We start from the raw sequence: 26,990 nt of genomic DNA, 5'->3' as shown, positions 1-26,990 counted from the left end.
CTCACTCTGAACGGTGGCTTATCGGCGAAGCCCGTGTCCCAGCTAATCGGTGCGCTGCAATGCCTGCCTGACGCTCGCGAGAAATTCGGCCCTGCGCACGGGCTTCGTCAAGCGGATGTCCTGCGGCCGCAATCCGTTTCCATGGACCTGTGCCTCGGTGGCGTAGCCCGACATGAAAACGAAGCGTTCATCGGATTTTCGTGATCGGATCTGCTTGGCCAGCGCTGGTCCCTGAAGGGTTCCGGGCATCACGATGTCGGTAATGACAAGGTCAAATCCCCCGCCGTCGCCGTAGAGTTCGAGGCCTTCGTCGCCGTCCCTCGCTTCCACGACCGCATATCCTGCGCCCCTGAGTTGCCTGGCGAGAAGCTTGCGGATTTCCCCTTGGTCTTCGACCACCAGAATGCGAGCGCTTTCCTGCGCCTTATCGCTCAGTTCTTTTTCGCGATGCTCCGGAACGGGGTGTTCGCAGGACGCCGGGATGTAGATCTTGAAGGTCGTCCCCTCCCCGATCTCGGAGTAGACCCTTACCGTTCCCCCCGATTGCTTGATGAAGCCTTGCACCATGGAAAGCCCCAGCCCGGTGCCGCCATCTGCCTGCTTGGTGGTGAAGAACGGCTCGAAAATACGAGAGATATCTTCCGATGCTATTCCCGCGCCATTGTCGCTGACTGCCAGCATGACATGACGGCCAGAGACCAGCCCCTCACCTCGTTCCTCGTTGTAAGCATCATCGATCCGAACGTTCGCGGTCTCGATTGTCAGCTTGCCTTTGCCGTTCATCGCGTCCTTGGCATTGAGCAGCAGGTTTAGCAGCGCGCTTTCCAATGCGGTTCTATCGATCAGAACCGGCCAAAGGCCCGCGAGCAGCGAAACCTCGACCGAAATGCTCTCCGGTAGCGCCCTGGTCATCCAAGATTGGGCCTGGCGAATGACCGTGTTGAGGTCCCATGCGCGCGGCACCAGCCGCGATTTCCCCGCGAAGGCGAGCATGTTCTTGGTCAGGTCGCTCCCCCGCTCGGACGTGCGAACGATCTCATCCAGGGCCTCGACGATCTGTGGATCGGCCATTCGGTCGCGTACAAATTCCGCATTGGCCAAAATCACGAACAGCAGGTTGTTGAAGTCGTGGGCGACGCCGCCGGTCAACTGGCCGATGGCCTCCATCTTCTGCGACTGAAAAAGGCGTTCGTTGCTGCGGCGCAGGTGCTCCTGAGCCTTCATCAGTTCGGACACGTCGGTTGCCACACCGACAAATCGGTCTATGCGATCGTTGCCATCTCGCATCGCGGCAAAGCGCGCGTAGACATCCCGGCTGATTCCGTCTGAACCGACAACCTTGAAGATCGGACAGTCGAACCGGTCGATCGGGCTATCTTCCCCGCTGGCGCGCTTCAGCTTGTCCCACTCTTCGGACCCGAGGTTTTCGGGCCGGCGCTCGGACGGGCTTTCCAGGCTTTCCCAAGGCAGACCGAAAATTCGCTCGAATGCAGGGTTACAGTATCGGATCTCCTTGAAATCCGAGGTCACGACCCAGACCGCGTCGTTGATGTTGGTGGCTATGACGCGCAGGCGCGCGTCGCTCTCGCGCACCGCAGCCTGGCGAACGAAGACCAAGCGGGTGGTATAGGCCGCGAAAGCCGCGCCCAGGAGGCCGAAGATGACGATCGTCTCGTCCAGCCATGCGCTTGCCCGATCCGCAAGATCGGGCGCGGGTGCGATGGCGACGGTCCATTGCCGATTGGCGACGGCGATATTGCTGACCTGCACGAAGTCTGGATCGGATGCTTCTTTCGATGTCTCGAAGATGACATCGTCGCCGTCCGCTACTCTGACGGCGTAAGGGCGCGCGGTCACGTCCAGCAGCACGGAATTGAACAAAGGACCGGATCGAAAGACGACGTTCACGAAGCCCTTCCGCCCCGCTTCTCCGCTCACCGGAATATAGGCTGCAAATCCCCGACCACCCTGGGCAAGTTCTATGGGAGGAGTGACCTGCAGACGCCCGGTCGCTTCAGCCCTGGCAAGCGTCCGCGAAGGGATGGGCAAGGTGTGCAGATCAAGGCCAAGGGCTGCAGCATTTCCCTTCTCTGGTGTGACGATACGGATGACGCCTGCCGCATCCACCCAGCTCAAGGCCTGAAAATCATCATACAGTTCGTGGGTGAGCGTCGCTTCCTCACGAAACGTCCGCATATCGACATTTTCCGTATCGACGAAGCGTTGGCCGAGAATCTCTCCGGCCTTGAAGCGGGCATTCAGATGCGCTTGCAGGGTGGCAGCAAAGTTCGATCCGATCAGGCGCGTTTCCTGCGCCAGTCGGGCATTGGCAGCATCCCGTTGATAGAACGCGATGGTCGCGGCGAAGGCGAGGATCACCATTGCCACCAAAATCGGTACGACGACATCGGGACGCAGCGCGGAAGGCAAGTTCCTGTTAGACCCGACCGACACTAGAGCCCCCATCAACAGCGGCCGTTTTGCTCCCTGGCTCGGCCGTCGTCCAACTTCGGGCTCGAGGCCCAATTTCACGGGATGAGCCGCTCAGAAGATGGCAGACCCCGTGTATTCGTGGTCTGTAATACTTTACCCGTCAACTCACCACCAGATCGGATCTATCGTCCAGCTCGAAGGAAAGGGTGGTTGTCCCCTTGCCGGGGAGCAACGATCCGCACGAGTATTGGCGATTTCGCCCTACCAGGCCAGGAGGTGTGGAAGTGTCAGCCGTCCGAGCAGGCCCGACAAGATCACCGTCCCGCCGTGCCATACGCCTATATGGATCAGGTCATTGTGCGGGCAGTGCAACGAAACCGCGAAGATACCCGCCGCCCCTGCGGCCACGCCCGTGTAGAAGCCTGCCCTGGTCGGCGATGCGGGTGCGCCCCGTCTCAGCCACAGGACCAGCGCCGCAGCCGTGATCAGGCCGATTGCCGTGCCGAAGACGAGACAGAAGACGCCCCCCCGGTCGATCGCGGCATGCTGCCCGCGTAGCATATTGCCGATCAAGGACCCTAGCGCCGCGCCGGGCAGGACCGCTGCCATCAATGCGGTCCAGGCCCAACCGTCGCGCCGCGTGCCCACGAAAGGACGGGCCATGTCGATCACGGACCAGGCCGTCGCCAGCGACAGGACCAGGAACAGCCCGCTCGATATCAGGAACAGCGGGTCGAGATGGCCGCGGACGAGTTCGGGACGCAGGCCAAAGGCCGCCACGATCGCTATGACGCCAGCCGCAAGGGCGATCAGGGCGCGCACCATGCCGGTGCTTTGACGCAGCGTTGCGACCGGCTTGAGATCGTCCACGAGGCTCTCGATGAAGGTGTCCGGGTGATCGGGCATGCTCATAGTCTTTCGATAAGCGCAGCGAGGCGTCGCAGGCCCCGGTGGATATTCACTTTGACGAGGGATTCGCTCTGACCGGTGGAGACCGAGGCTTCGCTTATCGAAAGCCCCTCGATCTTGACCAGTTCGATTGCGCGCTGCTGGGCATCGGGCAGGGCCTCGAACAGCCGGTCGAGGCTGAGGCGCGCGATCACGGCCTGGTCATGGCCATCGGTGGTATCGTCGTCCAATTCGGCTTCACCTGCCGAACGGTAGGCACAGCGCAGATGATCGATGAAGCGATAGCGGGCGATAGCAGCAAGCCAAGGCATCAGCGGACGTCCGGGATCGTAGCTGGCGAGCTTTCGGTGCACCGAAAGCAGCGTTTCCTGCACCAGGTCCTCGATCACTTCCGGCGCCACCTTACGCCGGTAGTAGCGCAGCAGCCAGGAACGACAGGCCGTCAGCATGGCCGCATAGGCCTGCCGATCGCCGCGCTGCGCCAGCGCCGCCAGCCGCGACAGGGATGCCTCGTCGGCGAGCATCAGCGGGTCTTCGCCACCAGCAGCGCATCGAGCGAGATCAGCCCGCCCCCGCGCAGCACGAGGACCAGCGCAAGTCCGGTCCACAGCGAATGCTCGGGCCACCACGCCTCGGGATAGACGAAAACCTGGATGACAAGCGTCATGACGAGCAGGCCGAATGCCGAAGCCCGCGTGAACAGGCCGACGCAGAGCAACGCAGGCAGCAGATGCTCGGCGGCATTGGCCATGGTCGCGGCCAGCTCGGGCGGCAGCAGCGGCACACCCGCATATTCGGTGCGGAACAGCTCGACCGTGTTGTCGTTTAGGGTGAACCAACTTCCATCCGCGACCTTGGTCTGGCCCGAGCGCCAGAAGATGCCGCCGAAGACGACGCGCAGGAACAGCAGCAGCAGGCTTTCGGGGATCGCCCCCGAAAGCCGCCGCACCGCCGCGTCGTAGCCTTGCAGCAGGGATGCGGGGCTGATCACGCCTGCGGCTCCAAGCTGCCATGGCCGCGCGGCGTCCTGATCGAAAGGCAGGTGCCCGCGGGGACAAGCGTCCAGGCATTGCCCTGGTAGTCGCGCGTCGAGGTACCCGCGCAGCTGGTTCCGGCGCCGGCCTTGCAATCGTTCTTGCCGGCCTTGGCGACGCCATAGCACTTCTCCTTGGCAGGCTTGGCGGCGGGCGCGTTGGCCGCCAGCGCGGCGGTCGAGGCTGCCGCGACGATGATCGCGGCAAAGCCAGAAGCGGTCTTGGCAGTGGACATCGACGTCTCCTTGTCTGTCCCGACTGTCCAAGCGACAGCCGGTACTTGCCAATTCGAAGCGATGCGCGATCGGGTTACAGCGAAAGCCCGCCAAAAATATTTCTCCGATCCGTAACCGGGCGCCGCCCGACCGCGAACCAGTCGACGCCAATTCGGCAAACGACCTTCGCGGAGATCATGACATGCCTACCCTCAAGACCGGAACCACTATCGCATCGGCCGCTGCCGCGCTGGCGCTGTCCGCCCTCGCCCACGCCGCGACGCCGCCCGCCGGCAGTTCGGGCGGCGCTCTCGGCACCGCCGACACGGTCCATTGCTACGGCGTCAACAGCTGCAAGGGCACGGGAGACTGCAAGACCACCGATCACGACTGCAAGGGCATGAACACCTGCAAGGGCCATGGTTTCAAGGCGATGGCCGCCGGGCAATGCCTCAAGCGCGGCGGCACCATCGGCGACATCGGCTGACCCCGCGATGTCGTCCGCCCGGCCGGCAACACCCCCGCCGGCCGGGCCATTTTCTCTCGTTCGATCGGATGATCGCCTATGACCGACACGATACCCCGTTTCGCCGGCTTCGGCCTGGGACTGCGCCGCGAACACCAGCGCGATTTCGTGGAGCATGAGCAGCCGGTCGATTTCGTCGAGATCATCTCGGAAAATTTCATGGCTTGCGGCGGGCGGCCGATGCGCACGCTTGAGGCGGTGCGAGAACGGCATCCCGTGGCCATGCACGGCGTGTCGATGTCGCTGGGATCGCCCGAAGGGCTCGACCCGGACTATCTCGGCGAACTGCGGCTGCTCGCCCGGCGGATAGACCCTCTATGGGTTTCCGATCACCTGTGCTGGACGCGGGTCGGCGGCTTCGCAACGCATGACCTGCTGCCGCTGCCCTACAGCGACGAGGCGCTCGCCGTCTGCATCGCCAACGTAAAGCACGCGCAGGACGTGCTCGAACGGCCGATGCTGATCGAGAACCCCTCGAGCTATGTGACATTCGCCGAGTCCACGATGAGCGAATGGCAGTTCCTCGCCGTGCTGGCGCAAGAGACGGGCTGCTTCCTCCTGCTCGATATCAACAACGTCTTCGTCAGCAGCGTCAATCACGGCTTCGATCCGCTGGCCTTCCTCGCCGGCATTCCAGCCGACCGCGTTCGCCAGATGCACCTGGCGGGCCACAGCGCCGGGCCCGACGGGATGCTGATCGACACACACGACGCCCCGGTCTGCTCCGAAGTCTGGCAGCTCTATCGGGAGGCGGCTGCCCGATTTGGCCCCTGCGCGACGATGATCGAACGCGACGACGCGATACCACCGCTTCCCGAACTGCTCGCCGAACTGGAGCTCGCCCGCGGCCATGCGGCAAGCCCAAGGCTTGCCGCATGAGCCTGCTTGCGCGCCAGAACGCCTTCCGCAGCGAGATTGCTTCCGCGGACCAGGATGGCCGCGCCCCATCGTCGACAGGCATGGAAATCTATCGCAACGCCTATCGCGGCCGGCTGCTCGGTGCGCTGGAAACGAGCTTTGAGCGTACGCGCCGCTGGGTCGGTGCGGAGGCTTTCACCACGGCCGCCTGCCATTACATCCTGACCCGGCCGCCGTGCAGTTGGTCGCTCGATCTTTACGGGTCCGATTTTCCCGAACTTCTCGGGGACCTGTTCGCCGACGACCCCGAAGTGGCTGAACTCGCCTGGCTCGAATGGCACATGCAGAGCGCTTTCGCCGCACTGGACGCCCCGCAGCTCGATGCCGCCGAGCTGGCGGCGGGCGATCATGCCCCCGGCTATTGGGACGACCTGCGTTTCGATCTCGCCGCGGGTTTTGCAGCACTGCCGATCGTGACCAATGTCTGCGCGCTATGGAACGCCTTGTCCGAAGGTGACGAGGAATTCAGCGTAACGCGAACGGCGGGCAACAATCTGATCGTCTGGCGACAGGGCCTGTCTCCGCGGTTCCGCAGCGTCGATGGGGCAGAATGCCTCGCGCTCGAAAGCTTCGCACACGGCGGCACTCTCGGCGATCTCGCGCAGGAGCATGGCGCTGACAGGCTCGGCGCCTGGCTGGCGCGCTGGCTCGGAGAAGGTCTCCTGGCCCGCATGGCACCGAACTAGTCACCACCGCACCGAGCCCTGCATCCGGCAACGTAGCAACCTGCGTATTCCAGACAGCAAATACCTACCAGCAGGGAAAACCCAAAAACATGCCAGCTATCTTCTCCGGCCTTTCGGGCCTGTCTTCGCGCGCCCTCGTCCTGGCCGCGACGCTGCCCTGGCTGGCGCTCTGCGCCGCGCAGACCGCTCATGCCGAGGAACTGCCGCCGGGCGAACCTGTCGCGACCGGAATGGACGCGATCGTCGTGACCGGCACGCGGCGCACCGATCGCATACTGGCCGACAGTCCCGTGCCCGTCGACGTGATCAGCGGCGAAAGCCTGTCGCGCACGGGCCTTTCGGAAACCAACAAGATCCTCAACCAGCTGGTCCCCAGCTTCAACTTCCCCCAACCCTCGATCGCCGACGGCAGCGACGTGATCCGCCCCGCCTCGCTGCGCGGCCTGGGACCCGACCAGACCTTGGTGATCATCAACGGCAAGCGGCGCCACGTCTCGGCACTGATCAACGTCAACGGCACCGTCGGCCGCGGTAGCGCGGCGGTCGACCTCAACACGATCCCGACCCTGGCGATCGAACGCATCGAGGTGCTGCGCGACGGCGCATCGTCGCAATACGGTTCCGATGCGATCGCCGGCGTGATCAACATCCGCCTCAAGCAGGCCAGCCAGGGTGCGCGCTTCGTCGCCAGCTTCGGCAAATACGTGACCACCCTGAACGACGTCGCCAGCGTCACCGGCCTGCAGACCAATGCCGCCGGCCAGCCTTTCCTCGACCCCGCCGATCCGCGCTATCTCGCCGCCACCACCGGCGCCGACCTCAAGGTGCGCGACGGTCAGTATTATACGCTCGCCGGCAATATCGGCCTCACGGTCGGCGAGGGCTTCGTCAACGTCACCGCCGAATACCGCGATCGCGACGCGACCAATCGCTCGGGCTTCGATACGCGGCCGAACTACAACCAGCCCACCGCCGCCTTCGACCCGCGCGAGCTGACCTTCAACCGCCGCAGCTTCATCCTGGGCGACGCCAAGACCGAGGACTGGAACGTCTTCGTCAATGCCGGCGTGCCGCTGGGCGCGTTCGACGTCTATGCCTTCGGCTCCTATGGCGAGCGCGACGGCCTGAGCGCGGCGAACTATCGCCAGGCCAATGTCGTCAACAACCGCGACTTCTCGGTGCTGGTACCGGGCACGACACCGAACGCCGGCAATTTCGTCGCGCTGCGTCCCGACGGCTTTCTGCCCTTCATCGGCTCGCAGCTGAAGGACGCCTCGGGGACCTTGGGCATCAAGGGCAAGCTGGCGGGCTGGAACGTCGACCTGTCCGCCGGCTTCGGCCACAACAGGCTCGACTATCGCACGCTCAATAGCCTCAACGCGTCCTTCGGCCCGCAGAGCCAGACCGACTTCGACGCGGGCGGTCTGCGGTTCGGCCAGCAGCTCGTCAATCTCGACGTCGAGCGCTCGTTCGAATTGGGGCTGGCCAGTCCGCTGTCGGTCGCCTTCGGCGCCGAATATCGCAACGAGGACTTCAAGATCCGCCCCGGCGACATGCAGTCCTTCGCCGCCGGGCCGTTCTTCATGGCCTCGCAGCAGACCACTGCAGCCAACTGCGCGACGCTGCGCGGCGTGTTCGCCGCCGCCACCGGCATTTGCAGCTTCCCCGGCCGCCAGGCGCCCGTCGGCGCGCAGGGCTTCCCCGGATTCCCGACGAGCGCCGCGACCGACGTCAGCCGCCACAACGTCTCGGTCTATGCCGAACTCGACGCCGAGGTGCTGCCGGGCTTCACCCTGACCGCCGCCGGCCGGTTCGAGCACTATTCGGACTTCGGTTCCACGGTCAGCGGCAAGCTGGCCGCGCGCTACGAACCGATCCGCGGACTGGCCTTGCGCGGTTCGTTCTCGAACGGCTTCCGCGCGCCTTCGCTGCAGCAGCAGTTCTTCACCACGACCTCGACCAACTTCATCAACGGCCTGCCGGTGGACATCAGCACGGTCTCGGTCTCGAGCCCCGTCGCTCGTGCACTCGGCGCGCGTGATCTCAAGGCGGAGAAGTCGACCAACCTGAGCCTCGGCGCGACACTGGCGCCGACCTCGCGGTTCAACCTCTCGGTCGACTACTATCACATCAAGATCCGCGACCGGATCGTGCTGACCGAGAACCTGGGCGCCGCCGGCACGGGTTCGCAGGCGGTGCGCGATGCGGTGAAGGCCGTGCTCGACGCCAACGGCTTCCAGAGCGTCGGCGCCGCGCGCTTCTTCATAAACGGGCTCGACACCACGACCGAAGGCGTCGACGTGATCGCCAGCTGGCGCGCTCCGAGCTCGGCGCTGGGCGACTGGACGCTTACCGCGGCCTACAACCACAACGACAGCGCGATCGACCGGCGGATCAACACGCTGGGCCCGCTCGCGCAGATCCCCGGCATCGTCCTGTTCGGCCGCGTCGAAGGCATCCGCTTCACCGATGGCCAGCCGAACGAGAAGCTGGTGCTCAGCGCCGAAGGCAGGAAGGGGCCGTTCGGCCTGACCGCGCGCAGCACCCGCTATGGCCGGGTGATCGCGCCGGGGGCCACCGCGCCGCTGACCGATGCCAACAGCCTGACCGCCCTGGGTCCCGACGACGCGCGCCTGCGGCCGAAGTGGATCACCGATCTCGAAGCCCGCTACACCTTCATGGAGCGCTTCGAGCTGGCGGTGGGCGCGAACAACCTGTTCGACGTCTATCCCGATCGCCTGCCCACGGGCCGGCGGCCCGACGGCGGCTTCTATCCGGTCAACCAGCAATACCTGCCCTATTCGAACTTCTCGCCGTTCGGCTTCAACGGCCGCTTCCTCTACGCCCGCGTGTCGGCGGGCTTCTGATCGTCATCGCACAGGAAACCAGCCCATGATCGAGATCTTCGGCCTGCCGATCGCCGTCCACGTCCGCAAGGCGATCGTCGTCGCGCTCTACAAGGACATCGCCTTCGAAAACGTTCCCGTCTTTCCGTTCGATCCGCCGCCCGGGTGGCGCGAATTGAGCCCCACCGGGCTTATCCCGGCGATGCGCGAGGGCGACTTCACGCTCGCCGATTCGACCGCGATCGCGCACTATCTCGACGTCAGTCGCCCAGGCCCGCGCATCGTGCCCGAAGAGCCGCGGACCATGGCGCGCGCAATGTTCATCGATGCCTATGCCGGGCAGACCTTGTTCCGCAACGCCATCCAAGGCCTGTTCTTTCAGCACAAGCTGTCGCCGATGCTGTTCGGCAAGCCCACCGATCAGGCCGTGGTCGACGCGATCCTCGCTGGCCCGCTGCCCGAGTTCCTGACCTTTCTCGACAGTGCAGTCGACGGAAGCCATTTCGCCGGAAACAGCCATACGATCGGCGACATCGCGGTGGCGTCCAACCTGGTCAACTATTGCTACCTAGGATACCGTCTCGATCGCTCGACCTACCCGGCGCTGGCGGCTTTCCTCGACAGCATGATCGGCTGGCCGCCTTTCGCCGAAGCGCTCGCTCAAGAAGCGAAGTACGCGCGCGAAATGATGCTCGACCGCGAATTCCTGACTTCCGGCTAGCCGCCATCGCGACACTGCATCCAAACCCGTCATTTCAGGCGTATGCCGTGCATGCGATCCTCGATCCCGCCACTTGAGCCCGCCGCCGAGGGAACCTCGCTCGCCGAGATCCTCGGCAGCTTTTCCTATGCGCTCGACCTCACCGAAGGGCAGTCGCCCGGGCACAGCCTGCGATCGTGCTGGATCGGCATGCAGATCGGCCAGGCCCTCCACCTCGACACGGCTGCGCTGCGCGATCTGTTCTATGCGGTGCTGCTCAAGGATCTGGGCTGCAGCAGCAATGCCGCCGCGGTCTGTGCGATCTTCGTCGGCGACGACCGGCGGCTCAAGCACGACTTCAAGCTGATCGGCACCCGGCCCGAGGATTTCGGCGCCTTCGCCCTGGGCGGGATCGGCATCGGCGCCTCTACCGAAGAGCGCGAGCGCGCGATCGGCAACGTGCTCGAGAACGCCGGCTCGATCCTCACCGGCCTGATCGAGACCCGCTGCACGCGCGGCGCCGACATCGCCCGGCGCTTGCGCTTTTCCGAGGCGGTCGCCGAGGCGATCGCGCATCTCGACGAGCACTGGGACGGCTCGGGCCTGCCCTATCAGGTGGCCGGCGAGGCGATCCCGCTTGGCGGACGGATTGCGCTGCTGGCGCAGCTCGTCGACGTGTTCTTCGTGGCTCACGGCGCCGAGGCGGCGCGCGCCGAAGTGCTTTCGCGCCGCGGTTCGTGGATCGATCCGGCGCTGGCGGATCTGTTCATCGACCTGTCCGCATCGACCGCGTTCTGGGACGCGCTCGCCGCGCCCGACATCGAGAGCCGGCTGTTCGCGCTCGAACCCGCGCAGCATCGCGTCGAACTCGACGAGGACTACCTCGACGACATCGCCATGGCCTTCGGCCAGGTCATCGACGCCAAGAGCCCCTATACCGGCGGTCACAGCGAGCGTGTCGGCGTCTATGCGATCGAGATCGCGCGCGAGCTCGGCCTCGACGCCGCGCATTGCCGGCGGCTCCACCGCGCTGCGATGCTGCACGACGTCGGCAAGCTCGGGATCAGCAGCCGAATCCTCGAAAAGCCCGGCGCGCTCGACGACGACGAGTGGCGTACGATGCAGAGCCACGCGGCGCTGACCGCCGATATCCTCGGCCGGGTCGCGACGATGCGTGGCATGGCTGCGATCGCCGGCGCGCATCACGAAAGGCTCGACGGCAAGGGCTATCCGCAGCGGCTCGCCGCGGCCGAGATCGCCATCGACACGCGGATCATCTCAGTCGCCGATTTCTTCGACGCGCTGACCGCCGACCGGCCCTATCGCCCTGCGATGACCGTGGACAAGGCTCTGGCGGTGATGGCGGCAGAGGTCGGCAAGGCGATCGACGCGACCTGCTTCGCCGCGCTGCAGGCAATCGTCGCCCGCCAGACCTAAGCCGCGACGGCGACTCCCTCGGCGTCTTCCGCCACGTCGTCCTCTCCATGCGACACGACCACGGCGGCGGCGAGATCGCCGGCGACGTTGAGCACGGTCCGGCACATGTCGAGGAAGCGATCGACGCCGAGCACCAGGCCGATCCCCTCGGGCGGCACGCCGACGCTGCCGAGCACGATCGCGATCACCGGCAGCGAACCCGCCGGCACGCCCGCCGTGCCGATGCCACCGAGCACGCAGATCACCAGCACCATGGCCTGCTGCGCAAGCGACAGGTCGACGCCGAAGAACTGTGCGAGGAACAGCACGGTCACGCCTTCGAAGATCGCCGTGCCGTTCTGGTTGGCCGTCGCGCCGATCGTCAGCACGAAGCGCGCGACCTGCGGCGGCAGGCCGAGGTTGCGCTCGGCAACGCGCAGCGAGGTCGGCAGGGTCGCGTTCGACGATGCGGTCGAGAAGGCCATGACCATGGCCTCCTGACTCTGGCGGAAGAAGTGCAGCGGCGACATGCCGCCGCCGAACTTCACTGCCAGCGAATAGACCACCACCATCTGTACGCCGAGCGCGAGCAGCACCACCGCGACATAGGCGCTCAGCCGCGCCAGCAGGTCCCAGCCGAACAGCGCGGCCAGGTTGAACATGAAGCAGGCGACCGCCAGCGGCGCCAGCCGGATGAACAGGCCGATCAGCTTCATGCTGATCTCGAGCAGCCCCTCGACCGCGCCCTTGAACTGCGCGGTCTGCGGCGTGCGAACGAGCACCAGGCCGATGCCGACGAACAGCGCGAAGACCATCACCGCGAGCACGTCGTTGGCCGAAGCGGCGGCGAAGACGTTGGTCGGGACGATCGCGAGCATCGCGGCAATGCCCGAAGGCTTGTCCTTGGTGTCGGACACGATCGCGCTGGCGCCGTCGCGGGCATTGGCGAGCAAGGTATCGGCCAGCGCGGGGTCGACGCCGACGCCGGGCTGGAGCAGGTTGACCAGCCCCAGTGCGAGCAGCGCCGCCACCGACGACAGCACGGTCGTCAGCACCAGGGTCTTGAGCCCGACGCGCTTGAGCGCGCGGATGTCGGCCAGCTCGGCGACACCCACGACCAGCGCCGAGAACAGCAGCGGCAGGACGAGCATGAACAGCAGGCGCAGGAACAGCTGGCCGATCGGCTGCGTCACCTGGCTGGTCAGGGTCGTGACCCAGGCCGCGCCGGGCGCCAGCAGGTGTACCGCCAGCCCGGCCGCGAGACCGATGGCGAAGCCCGCCAGGGTCTTGGCCTGCAACGAAAATCCGCGCGCGGAGGCGTCCATGTCTTTCATCCTTCGGGTGGTCGAGGCCGGCCGTTCAGGCGGCTTCGAGCAATTCCATGTCGAGGCGTTCCCATATCTCGACGAGGGCGGCGGTGAGCTCGCGCATCATCTCTTCGGAGTGGCTGGGGCCGGGGGTGAAGCGCAGCCGCTCGGTGCCGCGCGGCACGGTCGGGAAGTTGATCGGCTGGACGTAGACGCCGTATTCGGCGAGCAGGATGTCGCTGATCTTCTTGGCCTTGACCGGATCGCCGACCATCAAGGGCACGATGTGCGTGGTCGAGGGCATGACCGGCAGGCCCGCCTCGGCGAACATCGTCTTGAGGCTGGCGGCAGCGGCCTGCTGGCCGTCGCGCTCGACCGACGAGGCCTTGAGGTGCTTGACCGAGGCGAGCACGCCCGCGACCAGCACCGGCGACAGCGAGGTCGTGAAGATGAAGCCCGGCGCATAGGAGCGGATCACGTCGATGATCTTGCTGTCGGCGGCGATATAGCCGCCCATCACGCCGAAAGCCTTGCCGAGCGTACCCTCGATGATGGTGATGCGGTGCGCGGCCTCGTCGCGGTCGGTGATGCCGCCGCCGCGGGGCCCGTACATGCCCACGGCATGGACCTCGTCGATGTAGGTCAGCGCGTTGTACTTGTCGGCCAGGTCGCAGATCGCGTGGATCGGGGCGACGTCGCCGTCCATCGAATAGACGCTCTCGAAGGCGATCAGCTTGGGCACCGAGGGATCGGCCGCGGCGAGCAGTTCCTCGAGGTGCTCGACGTCGTTGTGCCGCCAGACCTGCTTGTCGCAGCCCGAATTGCGGATGCCCGCGATCATCGAGGCGTGGTTGAGCTCGTCCGAGAAGATCACGCAGCCCGGCAGGATTTTGGCCAGCGTCGAGAGCGTCGCGTCGTTCGAGACGTAGCCCGAGGTGAACAGCAGCGCGCCGTCCTTGCCGTGAAGGTCGGCCAGCTCGTGCTCGAGCTCGATGTGGTAATGCGTGTTGCCGCCGATGTTGCGCGTACCGCCCGAGCCCGCGCCGACGTTGTGCAGCGCCTCTTCCATCGCGGCGATGACCTTGGGGTGCTGGCCCATCGCGAGGTAGTCGTTCGAGCACCAGACCGTGATCGGCTTGGGCCCGTTGTGCCCGGCAAAGCACCGCGCGTTGGGGAACGCGCCCTTGTTGCGGAGGATGTCGATGAAGACCCGATAGCGGCCTTCGGCGTGCAGGCGCTCGATCGCCTGATCGAACAGGCGGCTATAGGAGATCACTTGCCCGATTCCGCCTTCAGATAGGCGATGATCGCCGCGCGTTCGGCCGGATTGGCGACCGACAGGAACATGCGCGTGCCCGACACCATCCGCTGCGGGCCCTGGAGCCAGCGGTCGAGCGAGGCGGCGTCCCAGGTGACGTTGGCCCCCTTGAGCGCCGGCGAGTAATTGTATCCGGGGGCGGCCCCGGCCTTGCGGCCGAAGACCCCCTTGTGCGCCGGGCCTACCTTGTTGGCGGCGATCGAGTGGCAGCCGCCACATCGCGCCTGATAGAGCCTGGCGCCCTCCGCCCCGGCCGGTGGGGTTTGTGCTTGCACGCCGGCGCCCGCCAACGGGGCAACAGTTACGACAACGAGCGCGGCGGCCAAGGCGGCCGAGACGGAGGACCTCTTCATGGCGCTTACCGATCGATGATGTCGCGATGCATCGGCGCGAGCGCCGCGATCAGCCGGTTCTGCGCGATAAAGGGCACCTTCTTCGCACTGAGCGTGCGCTGCAGCTCTTCGACGAGCGCGAAGAAGGCCCCTTCGTTTACGTTCATGCCCTTGTGCGCCTCGGCCATGCTGCGCCCCGAATAGGTGCAGGGCCCTTTCATCACGACGCAGAACTGTTCGACCAGCAGCGCCTTGATCCGCGTCTGATCGGCATTCTCGAAGAACGGACGGGTGCGCGGGTTGGCGACCCAGCGCGGCATCACGTCATCCATGATCGCGACCAGGCCCTCGCGGCCGCCGAAGGTCTCGAACAGGTTGGTGTCGTCGGTGATGACAGGCAAGGTCGGCGCGCGCGGCTTGATCGAGGGATCCGAGATCGCCGGCTCCTGGGCGGCAGCGATCTGGGGCGCGATCGCGCAAAGCAGCGCGAGCGGAAGGGCACGTTTGAGCATGATTGTTCCTTTCGGTGGGAATTGCGGGCGTCAGAAGCCGATCTGGAGCGAGGCATAGGCGCCGTTCTGGCGGCGCAGCGCGATCTGGCCGAGCCGGGCATAGGCCAGGGTCAGCGAGACGTTGCGCGTGGCGGCAAAGGCGACATAGGCGTCCCAGGCGCTCTCCTCGCGGAACGAGGTGCCGCCGAGCGCGCCCTCGAGCCGGTTGGACTTGGTGCGGAACTCGCCGCCGATCAGAATCTTGCGCGTCGCGACGAAGCCGAAGGCGCCTTCGAACTGCGGCTTGTAGGCCTGGTCCTTGCCGCCGAGCCCGCCGAAGCCGAGGATGCCGTACTGGTTTGCCTTGGTCATCCGCACCGTGGCGTTGAGCAGCAGGCTCTTCGACAGGATGATCTTGGTCGCGGCGAGGTAGAAGTCGACGCCCTTGCTATCGAGCCCGAGGGCACCGCCGACGACGGTCTTGTCGTCGTTGATCTTGTACTGCACGCCGGCCGAGACCTGCGGCAGCAGGCTGTCCTGTTCGAGCACGGCATCGCCGAACAGTCGCACCTTGGCGCCGAGGATCGTCTGGCTGATGGTAAAGCGGTTGCCCAGCGCCAGCGCATTGCCGACTTCGCGCAAGTTGAAGTTCTGGCGCGCGATCGTCAGCTCGACGCGGTTGTTGATGCTGATGCCGCCGCCGTAGGAGGCCAGGGTGAAGTCCTGCGTGTCGACCCCGGTGGCGAAGGCGGTGACGCCCAGTTCGTTGCGCGTGCCGTAGGAGCCGATCAGCGCCCAGGGCGTGAGGCCACCGCCACCCGCGCCCTCGATCGTCGAGACGCCGCCGGTCAGCAGCAGGCGCCCACCACCCGAGAGCAGGCCGCGTTCGCGCCGCGGCTGCTCCATCGGCCTCGCGGTCTCGGCCGGCGCTTCGGCGGCCATGCCGTCGGCGGCCACGTCTTCGGCTTCGGCCGCCCAGGCGGCGGACAGCGGCGTAGCGCCCAGGACCACGGCAGTGGCCAGGCCGGCACCCCATTTCAACTTTGCTCGATAGTGCATCGGATCGTTCACCCCTCTGGCGTGGCTGGGGCCGTCGTGACGATCACGGCGGCCTTCGAGGGGCAATTACCGGCACCGGGCGCGCGGCAGATGCAGCTTGGACCCGAACTTTATTTCACTCGGCTCGCCGCAGAGACTGCATCCGATGGCCCCGCGCGGACCGTATCGCGAGGGAGCGCCCAGGCGCGCTCTCATGCGTAGCGGGGATCATGACACTCACGAAGACACGCAACTCCGAGGCCCTCCTGATCGGGATGGCCTCCGGCGAAGAGGCGGCGTTCCGCCGGCTCTACGAAGCCGAGGCCGATTGGGTCTATGCGATCGCGCTGCGCATCCTGCGCGATAGCCAGGCAGCCGAGGACGCGGTGCAGGAGGCCTTCATCAAGCTGTGGCGGACGGCGTCCCGGTTCGATCCGGCGCTCGGCTCGGCCAAGACCTGGATCGGCATCATCGCCCGCAACGCCGCGCTCGATCTCGGCCGCCGCCGCCAGCCGGTCGAGGAGCTCGACGAAGGCCATCTCGCCACCTTGGCGACCGAGGCGGTCGAACCGCCCGATCCCAAGCTCGGCAAGTGCCTCGACGAGCTGCCGCGCGATCAGGCGCGCGCGATCGTCACGATGTACAGCTACGGCCTGAGCCATTCGGAGCTTTCCGAGACCTTGGCGCTGCCACTCGGCACGGTGAAGAGCTGGATCCGCCGCGGCACCCAGTCGCTCAAGCTGTGCATGGAAGGCTGATCGTGGGCGCGATGCGTCCGATCGGCGCAGCACATCCGTATACCCTTGTATGAAAACGCGAGTTCTGGACATGTCGATCGAAGATCGGGCCACCGCCTACGTCCTGGGGGCGCTGTCCCCCGGGGAGCGCGACGAAGTATCGCGCGAACGCCTCTACAACCGCGAGCTCGACGAGCACATCCACTTCGCCGAGCAGCTTTTCGCCGGGCTCCAGCCCGACGAGGCGATCGCGCGGCATCCAGCGCGCGACTGGTCGCGGGTCGAACACGCCATGCGCCGCGAAAGGACGGCGCTGGAGGGCAAGCACGTGCAGGAATGCGGCGACGGCGCATGGCAGACCCACGCCCGGCTGATCGAGGTCAAGCCATTGTGGTCGGACGAGGCGGTGCTGATCCGTTGCAATCCCGGCGCGGTCGAGGATGCCCACGATCAGCCCGACGATCGCGACGAGCACATCCTGGTCGTCGCCGGTGATCTCGACATCGGCGGACGCAGCTTCGCGACGGGCGACTACATCTGCGTGCCGGCCGGCAGCCTGCACCAGCGGATGGAGACGCACGGCGGTTGCCTGCTGTTCACCGAGTACCTTGCGCCGGGCGCGCGGAACGCGGCGCGATAGCGGCATCATTACCAGCTGTCAGGTCAGAGCCCGCTGTGCCAGTTGTAGCCGTAGGTTTCCCAGTATCCGCCGGTATAGTCGTTGCCGACCTCGATCTCCCCGACATGCTTGGCGTTCTTGAAGCCGAGCTTGGTCGGCACGCGCAATTTCACCGGAAAGCCGTGCCGTCGTGACAGGATTTGGTCGTCCATCCAGAGACATAGCTGCGTCTGCGGATGCAGCGCCGTGGCCATGTCGATCGAGGTCACATATTCGTCGTCGCAGCGGAAGGTGACATAGCGGGCGCGCATGTCGGCCCCCACCCGCTGCAGGAAATACGAGAGGCGAACGCCCGTCCACTTGCCGATCGCGCTCCACCCCTCGATACAGATATGCCGGGTGATCTGGGTGAACCGCGGCAGGTCGTAGAGCCGCGGCAGGGTCCAGTCGGCCTTGCGCTCGACCCGCCCCGTGACGTTGAGCACCCAGCCCGCCAGGTCAATTTCGGGCGCGAGATCGGGCGTGTTCGGCGAATAGAAGCTGTTGAACGGAAACGGCCGGGTGATCGCGCTCTCGGGATATTCGCGCGCGCGCCGCATGGGATCGAACAGCCAAGCCTGTACCCGATCGTTGAAGTCGTTCATGCCCGAAAGCGCCTGCTCGGCGCCCAGCCCGTCGACCACCTTGCAACCGCTGAGCAGCCCCAGGGTGCCGAGCCCCAGCGCCTGGCGGAGGAACAGGCGGCGCGTCGAAAGGTCGAGGCGCCGCGCCACTGCGGCCAGGATATAGGCGCTGTCGGGATCGGCCATGGCTATCTTCCGAAGATCATCGCGCGCAGGCTGCGCGGAAACAGCAAGGCCATCGGCACGTGGATCGCGGCGAAGGCGACGATGCCGGCCATGGCGATGAAATGGACGATGCGGGCATTGTCGAAATCGCCCAGCAGCGCGGTCAGCCAACCGAACTGGACCGGCTTCCAGATCGCCAGCCCACTGACCACGGCCGCCAGGCCGAGCAGGATGACGCCGGCATAGAGCAGCCGCTGCACGCCGTTGTACGCAGCCAGATCGTCGTGGCGCAGACGCCCGCGCAAGGCGGCCAGCCCATCGGCGAATACCGCCTGCAACGAGACTGGAAACAGCCTGCAACGCAGGCGCCCGGTCACCATGCCGTGAACCAGGTAGAGCCCACCATTCGCGACCAGCACCCACATCGCCGCGAAGTGCCATTGCAGCGCACCGATCAGGCCGCCACCGAGCGTGATCGCGGCGGGAAAGGCGAAAGGCGCGATCGGCGCGGCATTGTGAATCGCCCAGCCGCTCATGACCATCACGGTCATGGCGGCGGCGTTGATCCAATGCGTCAGTCGCACGAGCCCGGGATGAATGGTCATGACGATCGGTTTGGCGGAGCACCTGCGCTGCGGGGGCTCAGGAGGTGCTCCGCCGTCCCGGGGGTCAGGGCATCAGGACGCTGTCGACGACGTGGATCACGCCGTTGCTCTGGTTGACGTCGGCGATGGAGATCATCGCCCGCCCGCCCCGGACATCGGTGATCACCAGGCGGCGGCCGGCCTGGGTCACGGTCAGGTTCTCACCCTGCGCGGTGCGCAGCATGGCCCGGCCGCGACCGGCTATCACCCGCTGGCGCAGATCCGCCGCGGACAGCTTGCCCGGCACGACGTGATAGGTGAGCACGCCGGTCAGTTGCGCCTTGTTCTCGGGCTTGAGCAGATTGGCGACGGCACCCGCGGGCAGCTTGGCGAAGGCGGCGTTGACCGGCGCGAATACGGTGAACGGTCCCGTGCCCGACAGCGTACCGACCAGGCCCGCGGCCTTGACCGCAGCCACCAGCGTGGTGTGATCCTTCGAATTGACCGCGTTCTCGATGATGTTCTTGGAGGCGAACATCGGCGCGCCGCCCACCATGGGATTACCGGACATCATGCCCGCGGCCGAGGCCGGAACGAAAGCCGCCGTCGCAGTCATGGCCACGAAGGCCAGCGCCGCCGCGCTGACGACGGGATTGATCTTTCTCATCGGAATCTCCTCGAATACCAGTTCGAACCGGCTCCGCTGCGTGGATCCTCGATCCCAGCGGCAATCTGTTCGATGACTGTATTACGAGGCCGCGTTCGCGCGCGGATGCAGACGCATCGGATATTTTCCGGCCGACGCCCGGAATTCAGGCAACGTGCTGGATCAGCAGGACACAGCCGTCGACCGTGTGGATGTCTTCGTGATCGGTCCCGGGCGGCGCGCTGTGCCAGTCACCGGTGCGGAACACGCGCTCGCCGATGACCAGATCGCCCGAGACGACGACGAGGTTCTCGGTCTCGGTATGGAAATGCGCGCGGATCACCGCGCCCGGCGCGCAACGCAGCAGGTAGGTTCGGGATGTCCACAACTCGCGCGTGGCGATGCCCGGGGCGACGGTGCGCCATTCGCCCTCTTCGAAAGCCATCGAGATCTTGTCGGTCGCCGCCCCGCGCTCGCGCTCGATCGCGCGGCCGATCCGGTCGAACAGACTGTCGGGCGGCGCCAGGGTTCCGGCAAGGCCGGTCATCGGCGCTAGATCGGCCTCGAGTTCGCGGATCGCCTGGTCGAGCGCCGCGTCGGACAGACGATCGCGCGCGACCGTCTCGCGCTCGAGCGGAGACAGGGCGCCCATCACGAAATCCAGTGCCAGCTCGTCGCGACTCATGATTCCATGCATTCCTTCAGACTTTGCGTTCCGCGTCGGACCCAGCTCTTGGCCGTGCCCAAAGGAACGGCGAGAAGCTCGGCCAGTTCCGCATGGCTGAGACCGTACGTGTACATCGCGACGATCGAGCGCGCCTGATCCGCCGGCAGGCGCCCCAGACATTGCCCCAGCCGGGCATCGGGCGGCTCGACCGGCGCCACCGCCAGATCGGGCACGTCGGCAACCTCGATCTCTTCCGTCCCACGCCGGCTTCGCGCCTGGTCGAGCGCGGCGTTGCGCGCGATCACGCTCATCCAGGCGAGCGGCGCACCGCGCGACGCCTGATAGGTGCCAGCCTTGCGCCAGATCCGCAGGAAGGCTTCCTGCACGGCATCCTCGGCGCCCGCCCGATCGCGCAGAATGGCCATGGTGATCGCCAGGAGACGGCCGGCGGCATGATCGTACACCGCGCGGAAAGCCGCCATGTCGCCGGCAGCGACGTGACGCAGCAAGTGTTCCAGCTCGGATATCCCTGACACCACGATACAAGATCCGCACATCGCCGAACCGGCATCCCACAGCCGGCCAGGCCTTGTCCGCCGCATATCCGGCATGACCCCAATCGCCATACGTTGAGCCTATCCCATTTGGATGCAGCGAAACGCAAAAAAGACGCGGCGCATCCGGTCGCGCAGCGAAAAAATCCCCCCGGCGCGCATCCGAACCGCTCGACCGCCGCGTATTCGAAAAATCGAAGGCCTGCTCTTGCATGTTTATGCAAATAAAACGCATTAGCATTATCATCTTTACGACAGGGGAATATCGATGCGGACCTATCTGATGGCGACCCTTTGCTGGTCGGCCTCGCTCACGCCTGCGCTCGCCGAGGAGGGACGAGACGATTCCGGCGCCGAGGCCGGGCCCGACGAGATCGTCGTCTCTGCCCGCGCCGCGAAGCTCTATCGCGCCGAGGAAACGTCGAGCGGCAAGCTGCCGACCGAGCCGCTGGCATCGTCGCAGAGCATCACGGTGATCACCGCGGATCTGATCAAGGACCAGGGCGCGCGCGACGCGCAGGACCTCTATCGCAACATCTCGGGGGTCAGCCTATTCTCCTACGCCGGTGTCACCGCGCGCGGGTTCCGCCAGCAGGAGAACTTCTACGACGGCCTGCGCGGCGATCCCTATATCGGCTTCGCCGTGCCGCAGCTGTTCAACATCGAGCGCGTCGAGTTCCTCAAGGGTCCCGCAGGCATGCTCTACGGCCAGACCGCGCCCGGCGGCCTGTTCAACTACGTGACCAAGAAGCCGTCGCAGACCTTCGCCGGTTCGGTCGGCCTCGTCGGCGGCACGCAGAACCGCTACGGCGCCCAGGCCGAAGTGACCGGCCCGGTCAACGACGTGCTGTCGGTGCGCGCGGGCGCCTTCTTCGAAGATCGCGATCTCCAGCGCACTTTCGCAGGCAACAAGTCGCTGATGCTCGACGCCGGCGTCACGCTCGACCTCGGCCTGGCCAAGCTGACCGGGCAGGTCTTGCGGATCGAGCAGGATCTCGACGCCAACCGCCTGCGCGGCGTGCCCGTGGACAATCAGGGCAACTTCCTCGCCGATCGCCGCTGGAATCACAACGAGCCGAGCGACTTCCTTAACCTGCGCTCGACCACGTTCCAGGCGCGGCTCGATCTCCAGCCGACCGACAATCTCGCGATCGACGCCTCCGTGCGCCGCATCGACGCGACCGAGACGCAGAAATACCACGAGCCCGGCGCGCTGCTCGACCTCGACCGCGACGGCCGCATCGAGACGGTCGGACGGCAATACCGCGATCAGATCCGCGTGAACGACGTGTGGTCGGTGGGCGCCAATGCCGTGTGGTCGGCAACGTTCAGCGAGACGATCTCCAACCGCGTGCTTGCCGGCTTCGACTACAGCAAGACCGACGCCGTGTTCGACGGGCGGTCGCTCGATGGGTTGACCACGACGGCGCTCTCCAACGCCGCCCGGCGCCCCTGCCCGCTGACGCTGATCAATCCGGTCTACCGCGCCTGCGATCCGGCGAACTATGCGCTCGGGCCCTACCTTCGCGACCTCAACGTCACCAAGCGCACGGGCTTCTACCTGCTCGACGAACTGACGATCGGCCGATTGATCCTGATCGCCGGTATCCGTACCGACCAGTTCGACGATTTCGCCGCGCCAGCGGGCGGCGCTACCGCCTCTTTCAAGGGCAACGACGAAAGCTATCGCCTGGGCGCCACCTGGCGGGTGCGCGACGACGTCTCGCTGTTCGCGCAATATTCGACGAGCTTCGAGCCACAGTCGGCCGCGGCGCAGAACCCGCGTGCCGGCGGCCCCTTCGATCCGACCACGGGCGATTCCATCGAAGGCGGCGTCAAGACGGCGCTGATGGACGGGCGCATCCAGTCGAGCATCGCGGTCTACCGCATCCGACGCGAGAACCTGCTCCAGTCCGATCCGCGTGGCGATCCCGAGGGCGACGGGGTCAACAACAGCATCGCCTTCGGCGAAGTCACCTCGAAGGGCGTCGACATCGACATCGCCGCCGACCTTACCGACGACTGGGTGCTGACGGTCGCCTATGCCTACAACGACACCAAGATCACCAAGACCAACGGGCGGACCGCGATCACCAATGCGGTCGCGGGCGGTCGCTTCGCCAATGCGCCGCAGCACAAGCTCGGCTTCTGGACGCGCTATCAGTTCCCCAAGCCAGGTCTCGCCTTCGCTTTCGGCGGGGACTACGTCTCGAAGCGGATCTCGCTGTCGAACCAGCCGGTCAATCCCTACTTCGTGTTCGACGGGTCGGTCAGCTGGAACCGCGGCCCGTGGGAAATCCGTGCCCGCGTCGACAACATCTTCGACAAGACCTACGCTGCCTCGGGTTTCAACGACCGCGGCGGGCACTTCCCCGGCGAGCCGCGCTCGGCCTTCGTCGAAGCCGCCTACCGGTTCTGACCGTGGCGACCCGGTCCCTCCCCGCCCGCCCGCTTTCCAGCCGCAAGACCAGCCGTATCTGGTGGCACGTCCACCAGTGGGTGGGCCTGAAGCTCGCGCTGTTCACCAGCTTCGTCTTTCTGACGGGAACGCTGGCAGTCCTGTCGAGCGAGATCGACTGGCTGCTCCAGCCATCGCTGCGCGTCGCCCCCGCCGGCGTCGGCGGCGAGCCGGATTGGGAGAAGATCGTCGCGAGCGCCGCGCGCTATCCGGGCATCCAGCGGATCCAGCTCGTCGAGACCCCCACCGCGAGCGCCTTCGCGGTGAAGGTCACGGTGATCTGGAAGGACCGCCACTATGGTTTCCTGCATGTCCATCCGACGACCGGGGAGGTTCAGGGCACGGGGCCCTGGGTGGGTGCGCAGCGCATCCTGCGCAACATGCATCGGCACCTGAACATGCCCGGGTGGATTGGCATTCCGATCGTGACCGCGGTGTCCTTCCTGCTGATGATCAGCCTGGTCACCTCGTTCGTCGTCTACAAGAAATGGTGGCGCGGTTTCCTGAAGGCGCCCCGGCGACGCGGCGCGCGCACCTGGTGGGGCGATTTCCATCGCCTTGCCGGGGTCTGGTCGCTGTGGTTCGTCGCACTGATCGCGCTCACCGGCTTCTGGTACTTCGTCGAGAAGCTCGGCGCCGATGCCCCCGTTCCCAGTCTGAGCAAGGTGGCGCCCTACCCCGGGGGGCCCACCACGATCGGCCGACGCTTCGCGGCAAGCCTCGCAGCCGCGCGCGCAGCCGATCCCGACCTGCGCCTGGAGACGATCCGCTTCCCGACCGAGACATCAGGCGCCTTCGTCTTCGGCGGCCAGAAGAGCGCGCTACTCGTACGCCCGCGCGCGAACGCGGTGTGGGTCGAGGCCGCGAATGCCGAGGCCCTGGCCGTCTACCACGCCGAGGACTTGAACCTGAACCAGCGGATCAGCGAAATGGCCGATCCCCTGCACTTCGGAACCTTCGGCGGCTATTGGACGAAGCTGCCCTGGTTCCTGTTCGGCGCGCTGCTCACTGCGCTATCCGTATCGGGCGTGGCGATCTATGCCCTGCGGCTGTCGCGCCCGGCGAACGGCGTGGAGCCCGAACAAGGCGCATGGCGGTTGGCCTGGTTCGGCATGGGGGCCTGGCGATGGCTGGCCCTAGCCTTGGTGGCTGCCGCGTTTCTGCTCATTCCCGCCTTACTTCTCGAGGTCGCGTGAATGGGGATCGCCGATCGCTCCGGCTTCGGGAACAGTGCTGATCGGATCGAAAAGGATGCGCACTGCTGGCGTGGAAGCGGGCCAGCCCGTCGCATGGTTGGCGCCAGTCTGGACCGGAGTACCATCGCCGCCCGCTTCGACCGAAGAGACGGGACGGACACATGAATGATCGGCCGTTCTCAACGATCCGATTCGGACCACTCGACTACCAAGTGCGGGATTGGCTGAAATCGGCGCCGCGCCGACCAGCGAGGTGCAAAAGCGGCATGTCGGCCATGAAGCCGTCCGAAGACTTGTCCTTGCGCCCCCAGTCGATGAGTTCGCGACGCTTCGCGATCGCCCACCGACCTTGGCGACAGGCATATTCGTCGACATACCGGCCAGCCATTATCAAGTCGTAGCGCTCGCCGTCCTCGACCAGGCGGTGCCAGGCCAGGAAATAGACCTCGCCATGAGCGCGATCGCCATCGACCTCGATGTCGATTTGCCCGATCAGATGCTGGCTCCCCTCCATGTTGACGAGAAAATCCTGGGCGAAGTCGGTGAATTCTCGGCCGGTTCCACGCAACAGGCCACAATCTACATCGGCGTCGTCGTGGAAGGCCGTAAGCTGCAGTTCGGGATCAAGTCGATCCTGCCCGCGCATATAGGCCATCAGCGCGCGCTTTATGTCGCGCCGGGCGATCAGATCACGAAGCTCGGCGTCAAGGTCGGTAGGCGTGCCCATGACCCTCACCCGCGCAAGAAAGCATAGACCGGGTCCGCGGCGCCGCGGCAGCCACGCAGGTCCAGCGCACCATACATGCCGCCTTCCATCTGGCGCGTGGTCGGTTCATTCCGCATCCAGTCGAGGACGAATGTGCGCTCGGCAATGGCCCAGCGACCGCCACGCCGCTCGAAGCGGTCGATGTAGCGGCCGCCGGTCAGCGTGTCGGTCGGTTCGCCGTCGCCTCGGCTGGTCGACACGGCGATGACGTAGGTCTCGCCGATCGCGCCGTCGCCATCGACCTCGATCCATTGGTTCGCGATCGAATGAAAGGTCTGCTCGTAGACCTCTTCGACCAGCGTACAGATCTGCGTCGCGAAATCGCGCGCGTTCCCGTTGAAGACCCCGCTCACCACCGTCGCATCTTCGTGAAAGACCTCGGCGAGGATCGCCGCGTCGGCTCGGTCCACCCCGCGGCAATAGGCCATCGTCAGGTCGGCGATCTGCTGGCGAGAGATGACGGCATCGATGACGCCTTCGTCATGGGACATGGTCTCGGCTCCTTCGGTATTGTTGCGTGCGCGGGCCTGGGCAAGCAGGGCAATGCCGGCGTCAGCGGCGCCATGGCCGCCGATGGGTGCCTGAGACTCCAGGGGACCGAGATCAGGACGGGTCCAATCGCCACGCCAGTTGACGTTCGTATCGAGCACGTAGGTGCGATGGGTGAGACGCCACTCTCCGTGCCTGCGCTCATGCCGGTCGAGATAGCGTCCGCAAATCAGGCGCTGGCAGGGCTGGCCCGCCTCATCCGCGCTCGCGGCATAGGCCATGACATGGCTCTCGGACTGCGCGCGATCGCCGTCGAGTTCGATCCACATCTGCGCGGTGCGGTGGAGCGTGACCGGCTGTTGCTTCTGGCCCTCGGTCAGGATCGCGGCGAACTGCGCGGCCGGACCTGCGAAGAAACGGTAATCGACGGTCCCGCCATCATGATAGCAACTCGCCAGCAGGCCCGCATCCGCGCGGTCCACGCCGCGGCTGTGGCAAGCCAACACGTTGCTGATGGCCTGGATGTCGGCGATCTCACCGATGCCGTAGGATCGCCCCATCACACGGTCTCCCCGTTATCGATGACGATGTGGGTACCGGTGATCTGCCGCGATTCTTCGGACGCGAGAAACAGCACGAGGTTCGCGACGTCCTCAGGCCTGCCCTGTCCGTGGGCATTGACCTGATCCAGCCCGGCGGCATCGCCGGGCAGTTGCTCGAGCGCCTGGCGCGTCATGGGCGTGTCGTGCGCGCCCGGCGCAATGGCATTGACCCGAATGCGATAGCCCTGCTCCTGGCAATGCACCGCCACACTGCGCGTCAGCGCGATGATCCCGGCCTTGGCGGCGCTGTAGGCAGGGATCGCGCTGATGCCCTTGAGCGCTGCCACCGACGCGACGTTGACGATGGAACCGCCGCTGCTTTTGGCACCGCCCTTGGTCATATGCGGCAGCGCGCTCTTGCAACCGAGGAAGCAGCCCTCGACCATCACCTGCATCTGCAGGCGAAAGTCATCGAGCCCGCAGGCCTCGACATCGGCGAAGCGCACCAGCCCGGCGTTGTTGACGAGGACGTCGAGCTTGCCGAACCGCTCGATGGTCTGCGCGACGACATGCCGCCACTGCCCCTCGTCGCGCACGTCGTGCTCGAGGAAAAGCGCATCCGGGATCGTGGAAGCGACTTCCCGACCGAGCCCTGCCTGGACATCGGTCAGGACGACCTTCGCCCCCTCGGCGGCGAGGAGCCGCGCATCGGCAGCGCCCAGTCCCGATGCGCCGCCGGTGATGATGGCAACCTTGCCCGCTACACGGCCCATGT

General features: G+C 65.9%; 28 protein-coding genes. 10 read left to right on the top strand and 18 right to left on the bottom strand.

Going from position 1 to position 26,990, the window contains the following annotated elements; all coding sequences use genetic code 11:
• Window positions 1-42 precede the first annotated feature (42 nt).
• From OLX23_RS01865 to OLX23_RS01845, 5 genes are all read right to left on the bottom strand, one after another.
• Window positions 43-2,430 (bottom strand): ATP-binding protein, encoded by a 2,388-nt coding sequence (locus tag OLX23_RS01865; RefSeq protein WP_264442569.1) that lies wholly within the window; start codon window positions 2,428-2,430, stop codon window positions 43-45.
• 264 nt (window positions 2,431-2,694) lie between these two features.
• Window positions 2,695-3,339, bottom strand: coding sequence for a DUF1109 domain-containing protein (locus OLX23_RS01860; protein WP_264442567.1), 645 nt, complete (start codon window positions 3,337-3,339; stop codon window positions 2,695-2,697).
• A gap of 2 nt (window positions 3,340-3,341) precedes the next feature.
• Window positions 3,342-3,866, bottom strand: coding sequence for a sigma-70 family RNA polymerase sigma factor (locus OLX23_RS01855; RefSeq protein ID WP_264442565.1), 525 nt, complete (start codon window positions 3,864-3,866; stop codon window positions 3,342-3,344).
• Window positions 3,866-4,333, bottom strand: a complete 468-nt coding sequence (locus tag OLX23_RS01850) for a DoxX family protein (RefSeq protein ID WP_319641286.1) — start codon at window positions 4,331-4,333, stop codon at window positions 3,866-3,868. The genes OLX23_RS01855 and OLX23_RS01850 overlap by 1 nt, the downstream gene beginning before the upstream one ends.
• Window positions 4,330-4,611, bottom strand: coding sequence for a DUF2282 domain-containing protein (locus tag OLX23_RS01845; protein WP_264442564.1), 282 nt, complete (start codon window positions 4,609-4,611; stop codon window positions 4,330-4,332). The genes OLX23_RS01850 and OLX23_RS01845 overlap by 4 nt, the downstream gene beginning before the upstream one ends.
• A 182-nt stretch (window positions 4,612-4,793) precedes the next feature.
• Between OLX23_RS01845 and OLX23_RS01840 the strand changes: the two genes are divergently transcribed.
• The 6 genes from OLX23_RS01840 (at window position 4,794) to OLX23_RS01815 (ending at window position 11,704) form a co-directional block, all read left to right on the top strand.
• A complete protein-coding gene (locus tag OLX23_RS01840; RefSeq protein ID WP_264442563.1) occupies window positions 4,794-5,078 on the top strand; it encodes a hypothetical protein in 285 nt (94 codons plus the stop codon).
• A 78-nt stretch (window positions 5,079-5,156) separates the two neighbouring features.
• Window positions 5,157-5,996 carry a DUF692 domain-containing protein gene (locus tag OLX23_RS01835; protein WP_264442561.1) on the top strand — a complete coding sequence of 280 codons (840 nt, stop codon included), beginning with the start codon at window positions 5,157-5,159 and terminating at the stop codon, window positions 5,994-5,996.
• Window positions 5,993-6,721: a DNA-binding domain-containing protein gene (locus OLX23_RS01830; RefSeq protein ID WP_264442560.1), complete on the top strand. Its 729-nt coding sequence runs from the start codon at window positions 5,993-5,995 to the stop codon at window positions 6,719-6,721. The genes OLX23_RS01835 and OLX23_RS01830 overlap by 4 nt, the downstream gene beginning before the upstream one ends.
• An 89-nt stretch (window positions 6,722-6,810) precedes the next feature.
• On the top strand, window positions 6,811-9,588 hold the full coding sequence (locus OLX23_RS01825; RefSeq protein ID WP_264442559.1) for a TonB-dependent receptor plug domain-containing protein: 2,778 nt from the start codon (window positions 6,811-6,813) through the stop codon (window positions 9,586-9,588).
• Between the two features lie 25 nt (window positions 9,589-9,613).
• Window positions 9,614-10,288 carry a glutathione S-transferase family protein gene (locus OLX23_RS01820; RefSeq protein WP_264442556.1) on the top strand — a complete coding sequence of 225 codons (675 nt, stop codon included), beginning with the start codon at window positions 9,614-9,616 and terminating at the stop codon, window positions 10,286-10,288.
• 51 nt (window positions 10,289-10,339) lie between these two features.
• The gene (locus tag OLX23_RS01815; RefSeq protein ID WP_264442555.1) at window positions 10,340-11,704 is read left to right on the top strand and encodes an HD-GYP domain-containing protein; all 1,365 of its coding nucleotides are present in this window, start codon (window positions 10,340-10,342) and stop codon (window positions 11,702-11,704) included.
• Here the strand turns inward: OLX23_RS01815 and OLX23_RS01810 are convergent.
• The 5 genes from OLX23_RS01810 to OLX23_RS01790 form a co-directional block, all read right to left on the bottom strand.
• Complete coding sequence (locus tag OLX23_RS01810; RefSeq protein ID WP_264442554.1) at window positions 11,701-13,008, bottom strand: dicarboxylate/amino acid:cation symporter; 1,308 nt, start codon at window positions 13,006-13,008, stop codon at window positions 11,701-11,703. The two genes, OLX23_RS01815 and OLX23_RS01810, sit on opposite strands and share 4 nt — an antisense overlap.
• Window positions 13,009-13,042: 34 nt before the next feature.
• Window positions 13,043-14,263, bottom strand: coding sequence for a 5-aminolevulinate synthase (hemA, locus tag OLX23_RS01805; RefSeq protein ID WP_264443705.1), 1,221 nt, complete (start codon window positions 14,261-14,263; stop codon window positions 13,043-13,045).
• On the bottom strand, window positions 14,263-14,583 hold the full coding sequence (locus OLX23_RS01800) for a c-type cytochrome (protein ID WP_264442552.1): 321 nt from the start codon (window positions 14,581-14,583) through the stop codon (window positions 14,263-14,265). The genes hemA and OLX23_RS01800 overlap by 1 nt, the downstream gene beginning before the upstream one ends.
• 83 nt (window positions 14,584-14,666) lie before the next feature.
• Complete coding sequence (locus tag OLX23_RS01795; RefSeq protein ID WP_264442550.1) at window positions 14,667-15,152, bottom strand: group I truncated hemoglobin; 486 nt, start codon at window positions 15,150-15,152, stop codon at window positions 14,667-14,669.
• Between the two features lie 30 nt (window positions 15,153-15,182).
• Entirely contained in the window at window positions 15,183-16,190 is a 1,008-nt protein-coding gene (locus OLX23_RS01790; protein ID WP_264442548.1) for a DUF3034 family protein, read from the bottom strand.
• A gap of 209 nt (window positions 16,191-16,399) precedes the next feature.
• Here OLX23_RS01790 and OLX23_RS01785 point away from each other — a divergent pair, with 209 nt between their 5' ends.
• Both OLX23_RS01785 and OLX23_RS01780 read left to right on the top strand, forming a co-directional pair.
• Complete coding sequence (locus OLX23_RS01785) at window positions 16,400-16,927, top strand: RNA polymerase sigma factor (protein WP_264442547.1); 528 nt, start codon at window positions 16,400-16,402, stop codon at window positions 16,925-16,927.
• A gap of 70 nt (window positions 16,928-16,997) precedes the next feature.
• Window positions 16,998-17,546 carry a cupin domain-containing protein gene (locus OLX23_RS01780; protein ID WP_264442545.1) on the top strand — a complete coding sequence of 183 codons (549 nt, stop codon included), beginning with the start codon at window positions 16,998-17,000 and terminating at the stop codon, window positions 17,544-17,546.
• 23 nt (window positions 17,547-17,569) lie between these two features.
• Here OLX23_RS01780 and OLX23_RS01775 read toward each other — a convergent pair whose 3' ends face one another.
• From OLX23_RS01775 to OLX23_RS01755, 5 genes are all read right to left on the bottom strand, one after another.
• Entirely contained in the window at window positions 17,570-18,334 is a 765-nt protein-coding gene (locus OLX23_RS01775; protein ID WP_264442543.1) for a molybdopterin-dependent oxidoreductase, read from the bottom strand.
• A 2-nt stretch (window positions 18,335-18,336) separates the two neighbouring features.
• Complete coding sequence (locus OLX23_RS01770; RefSeq protein ID WP_264442542.1) at window positions 18,337-18,918, bottom strand: cytochrome b/b6 domain-containing protein; 582 nt, start codon at window positions 18,916-18,918, stop codon at window positions 18,337-18,339.
• Window positions 18,919-18,982: 64 nt separating this feature from the next.
• Window positions 18,983-19,564, bottom strand: coding sequence for a fasciclin domain-containing protein (locus OLX23_RS01765; protein ID WP_413629770.1), 582 nt, complete (start codon window positions 19,562-19,564; stop codon window positions 18,983-18,985).
• Between the two features lie 145 nt (window positions 19,565-19,709).
• Window positions 19,710-20,228 carry a cupin domain-containing protein gene (locus OLX23_RS01760; protein WP_264442541.1) on the bottom strand — a complete coding sequence of 173 codons (519 nt, stop codon included), beginning with the start codon at window positions 20,226-20,228 and terminating at the stop codon, window positions 19,710-19,712.
• A complete protein-coding gene (locus OLX23_RS01755; protein ID WP_264442540.1) occupies window positions 20,225-20,836 on the bottom strand; it encodes a sigma-70 family RNA polymerase sigma factor in 612 nt (203 codons plus the stop codon). The genes OLX23_RS01760 and OLX23_RS01755 overlap by 4 nt, the downstream gene beginning before the upstream one ends.
• A 196-nt stretch (window positions 20,837-21,032) precedes the next feature.
• On the opposite strand from OLX23_RS01755, the gene OLX23_RS01750 reads away from it, so the two are divergent.
• Both OLX23_RS01750 and OLX23_RS01745 read left to right on the top strand, forming a co-directional pair.
• A complete protein-coding gene (locus OLX23_RS01750; RefSeq protein ID WP_264442539.1) occupies window positions 21,033-23,183 on the top strand; it encodes a TonB-dependent siderophore receptor in 2,151 nt (716 codons plus the stop codon).
• A 2-nt stretch (window positions 23,184-23,185) separates the two neighbouring features.
• Entirely contained in the window at window positions 23,186-24,418 is a 1,233-nt protein-coding gene (locus OLX23_RS01745; protein WP_264442537.1) for a PepSY-associated TM helix domain-containing protein, read from the top strand.
• A 205-nt stretch (window positions 24,419-24,623) separates the two neighbouring features.
• Here the strand turns inward: OLX23_RS01745 and OLX23_RS01740 are convergent, their stop codons facing one another.
• The 3 genes from OLX23_RS01740 to OLX23_RS01730 are packed head-to-tail and all read right to left on the bottom strand — an operon-like array spanning window position 24,624 to window position 26,988.
• Complete coding sequence (locus OLX23_RS01740; protein ID WP_264442534.1) at window positions 24,624-25,145, bottom strand: nuclear transport factor 2 family protein; 522 nt, start codon at window positions 25,143-25,145, stop codon at window positions 24,624-24,626.
• Window positions 25,146-25,150: 5 nt separating this feature from the next.
• Window positions 25,151-26,233: a nuclear transport factor 2 family protein gene (locus tag OLX23_RS01735; protein WP_264442532.1), complete on the bottom strand. Its 1,083-nt coding sequence runs from the start codon at window positions 26,231-26,233 to the stop codon at window positions 25,151-25,153.
• Window positions 26,233-26,988, bottom strand: coding sequence for an SDR family oxidoreductase (locus tag OLX23_RS01730; RefSeq protein ID WP_264442529.1), 756 nt, complete (start codon window positions 26,986-26,988; stop codon window positions 26,233-26,235). The genes OLX23_RS01735 and OLX23_RS01730 overlap by 1 nt, the downstream gene beginning before the upstream one ends.
• Window positions 26,989-26,990: the final 2 nt, after the last annotated feature.

Origin of the sequence: Novosphingobium sp. JCM 18896 (genome assembly GCF_025938095.1) — a bacterium.
GTDB lineage: Bacteria > Pseudomonadota > Alphaproteobacteria > Sphingomonadales > Sphingomonadaceae > Novosphingobium.
The sequence above is the reverse complement of the archived record's forward strand: the minus strand, read 5'-3'. Positions and strand labels throughout refer to the sequence as shown.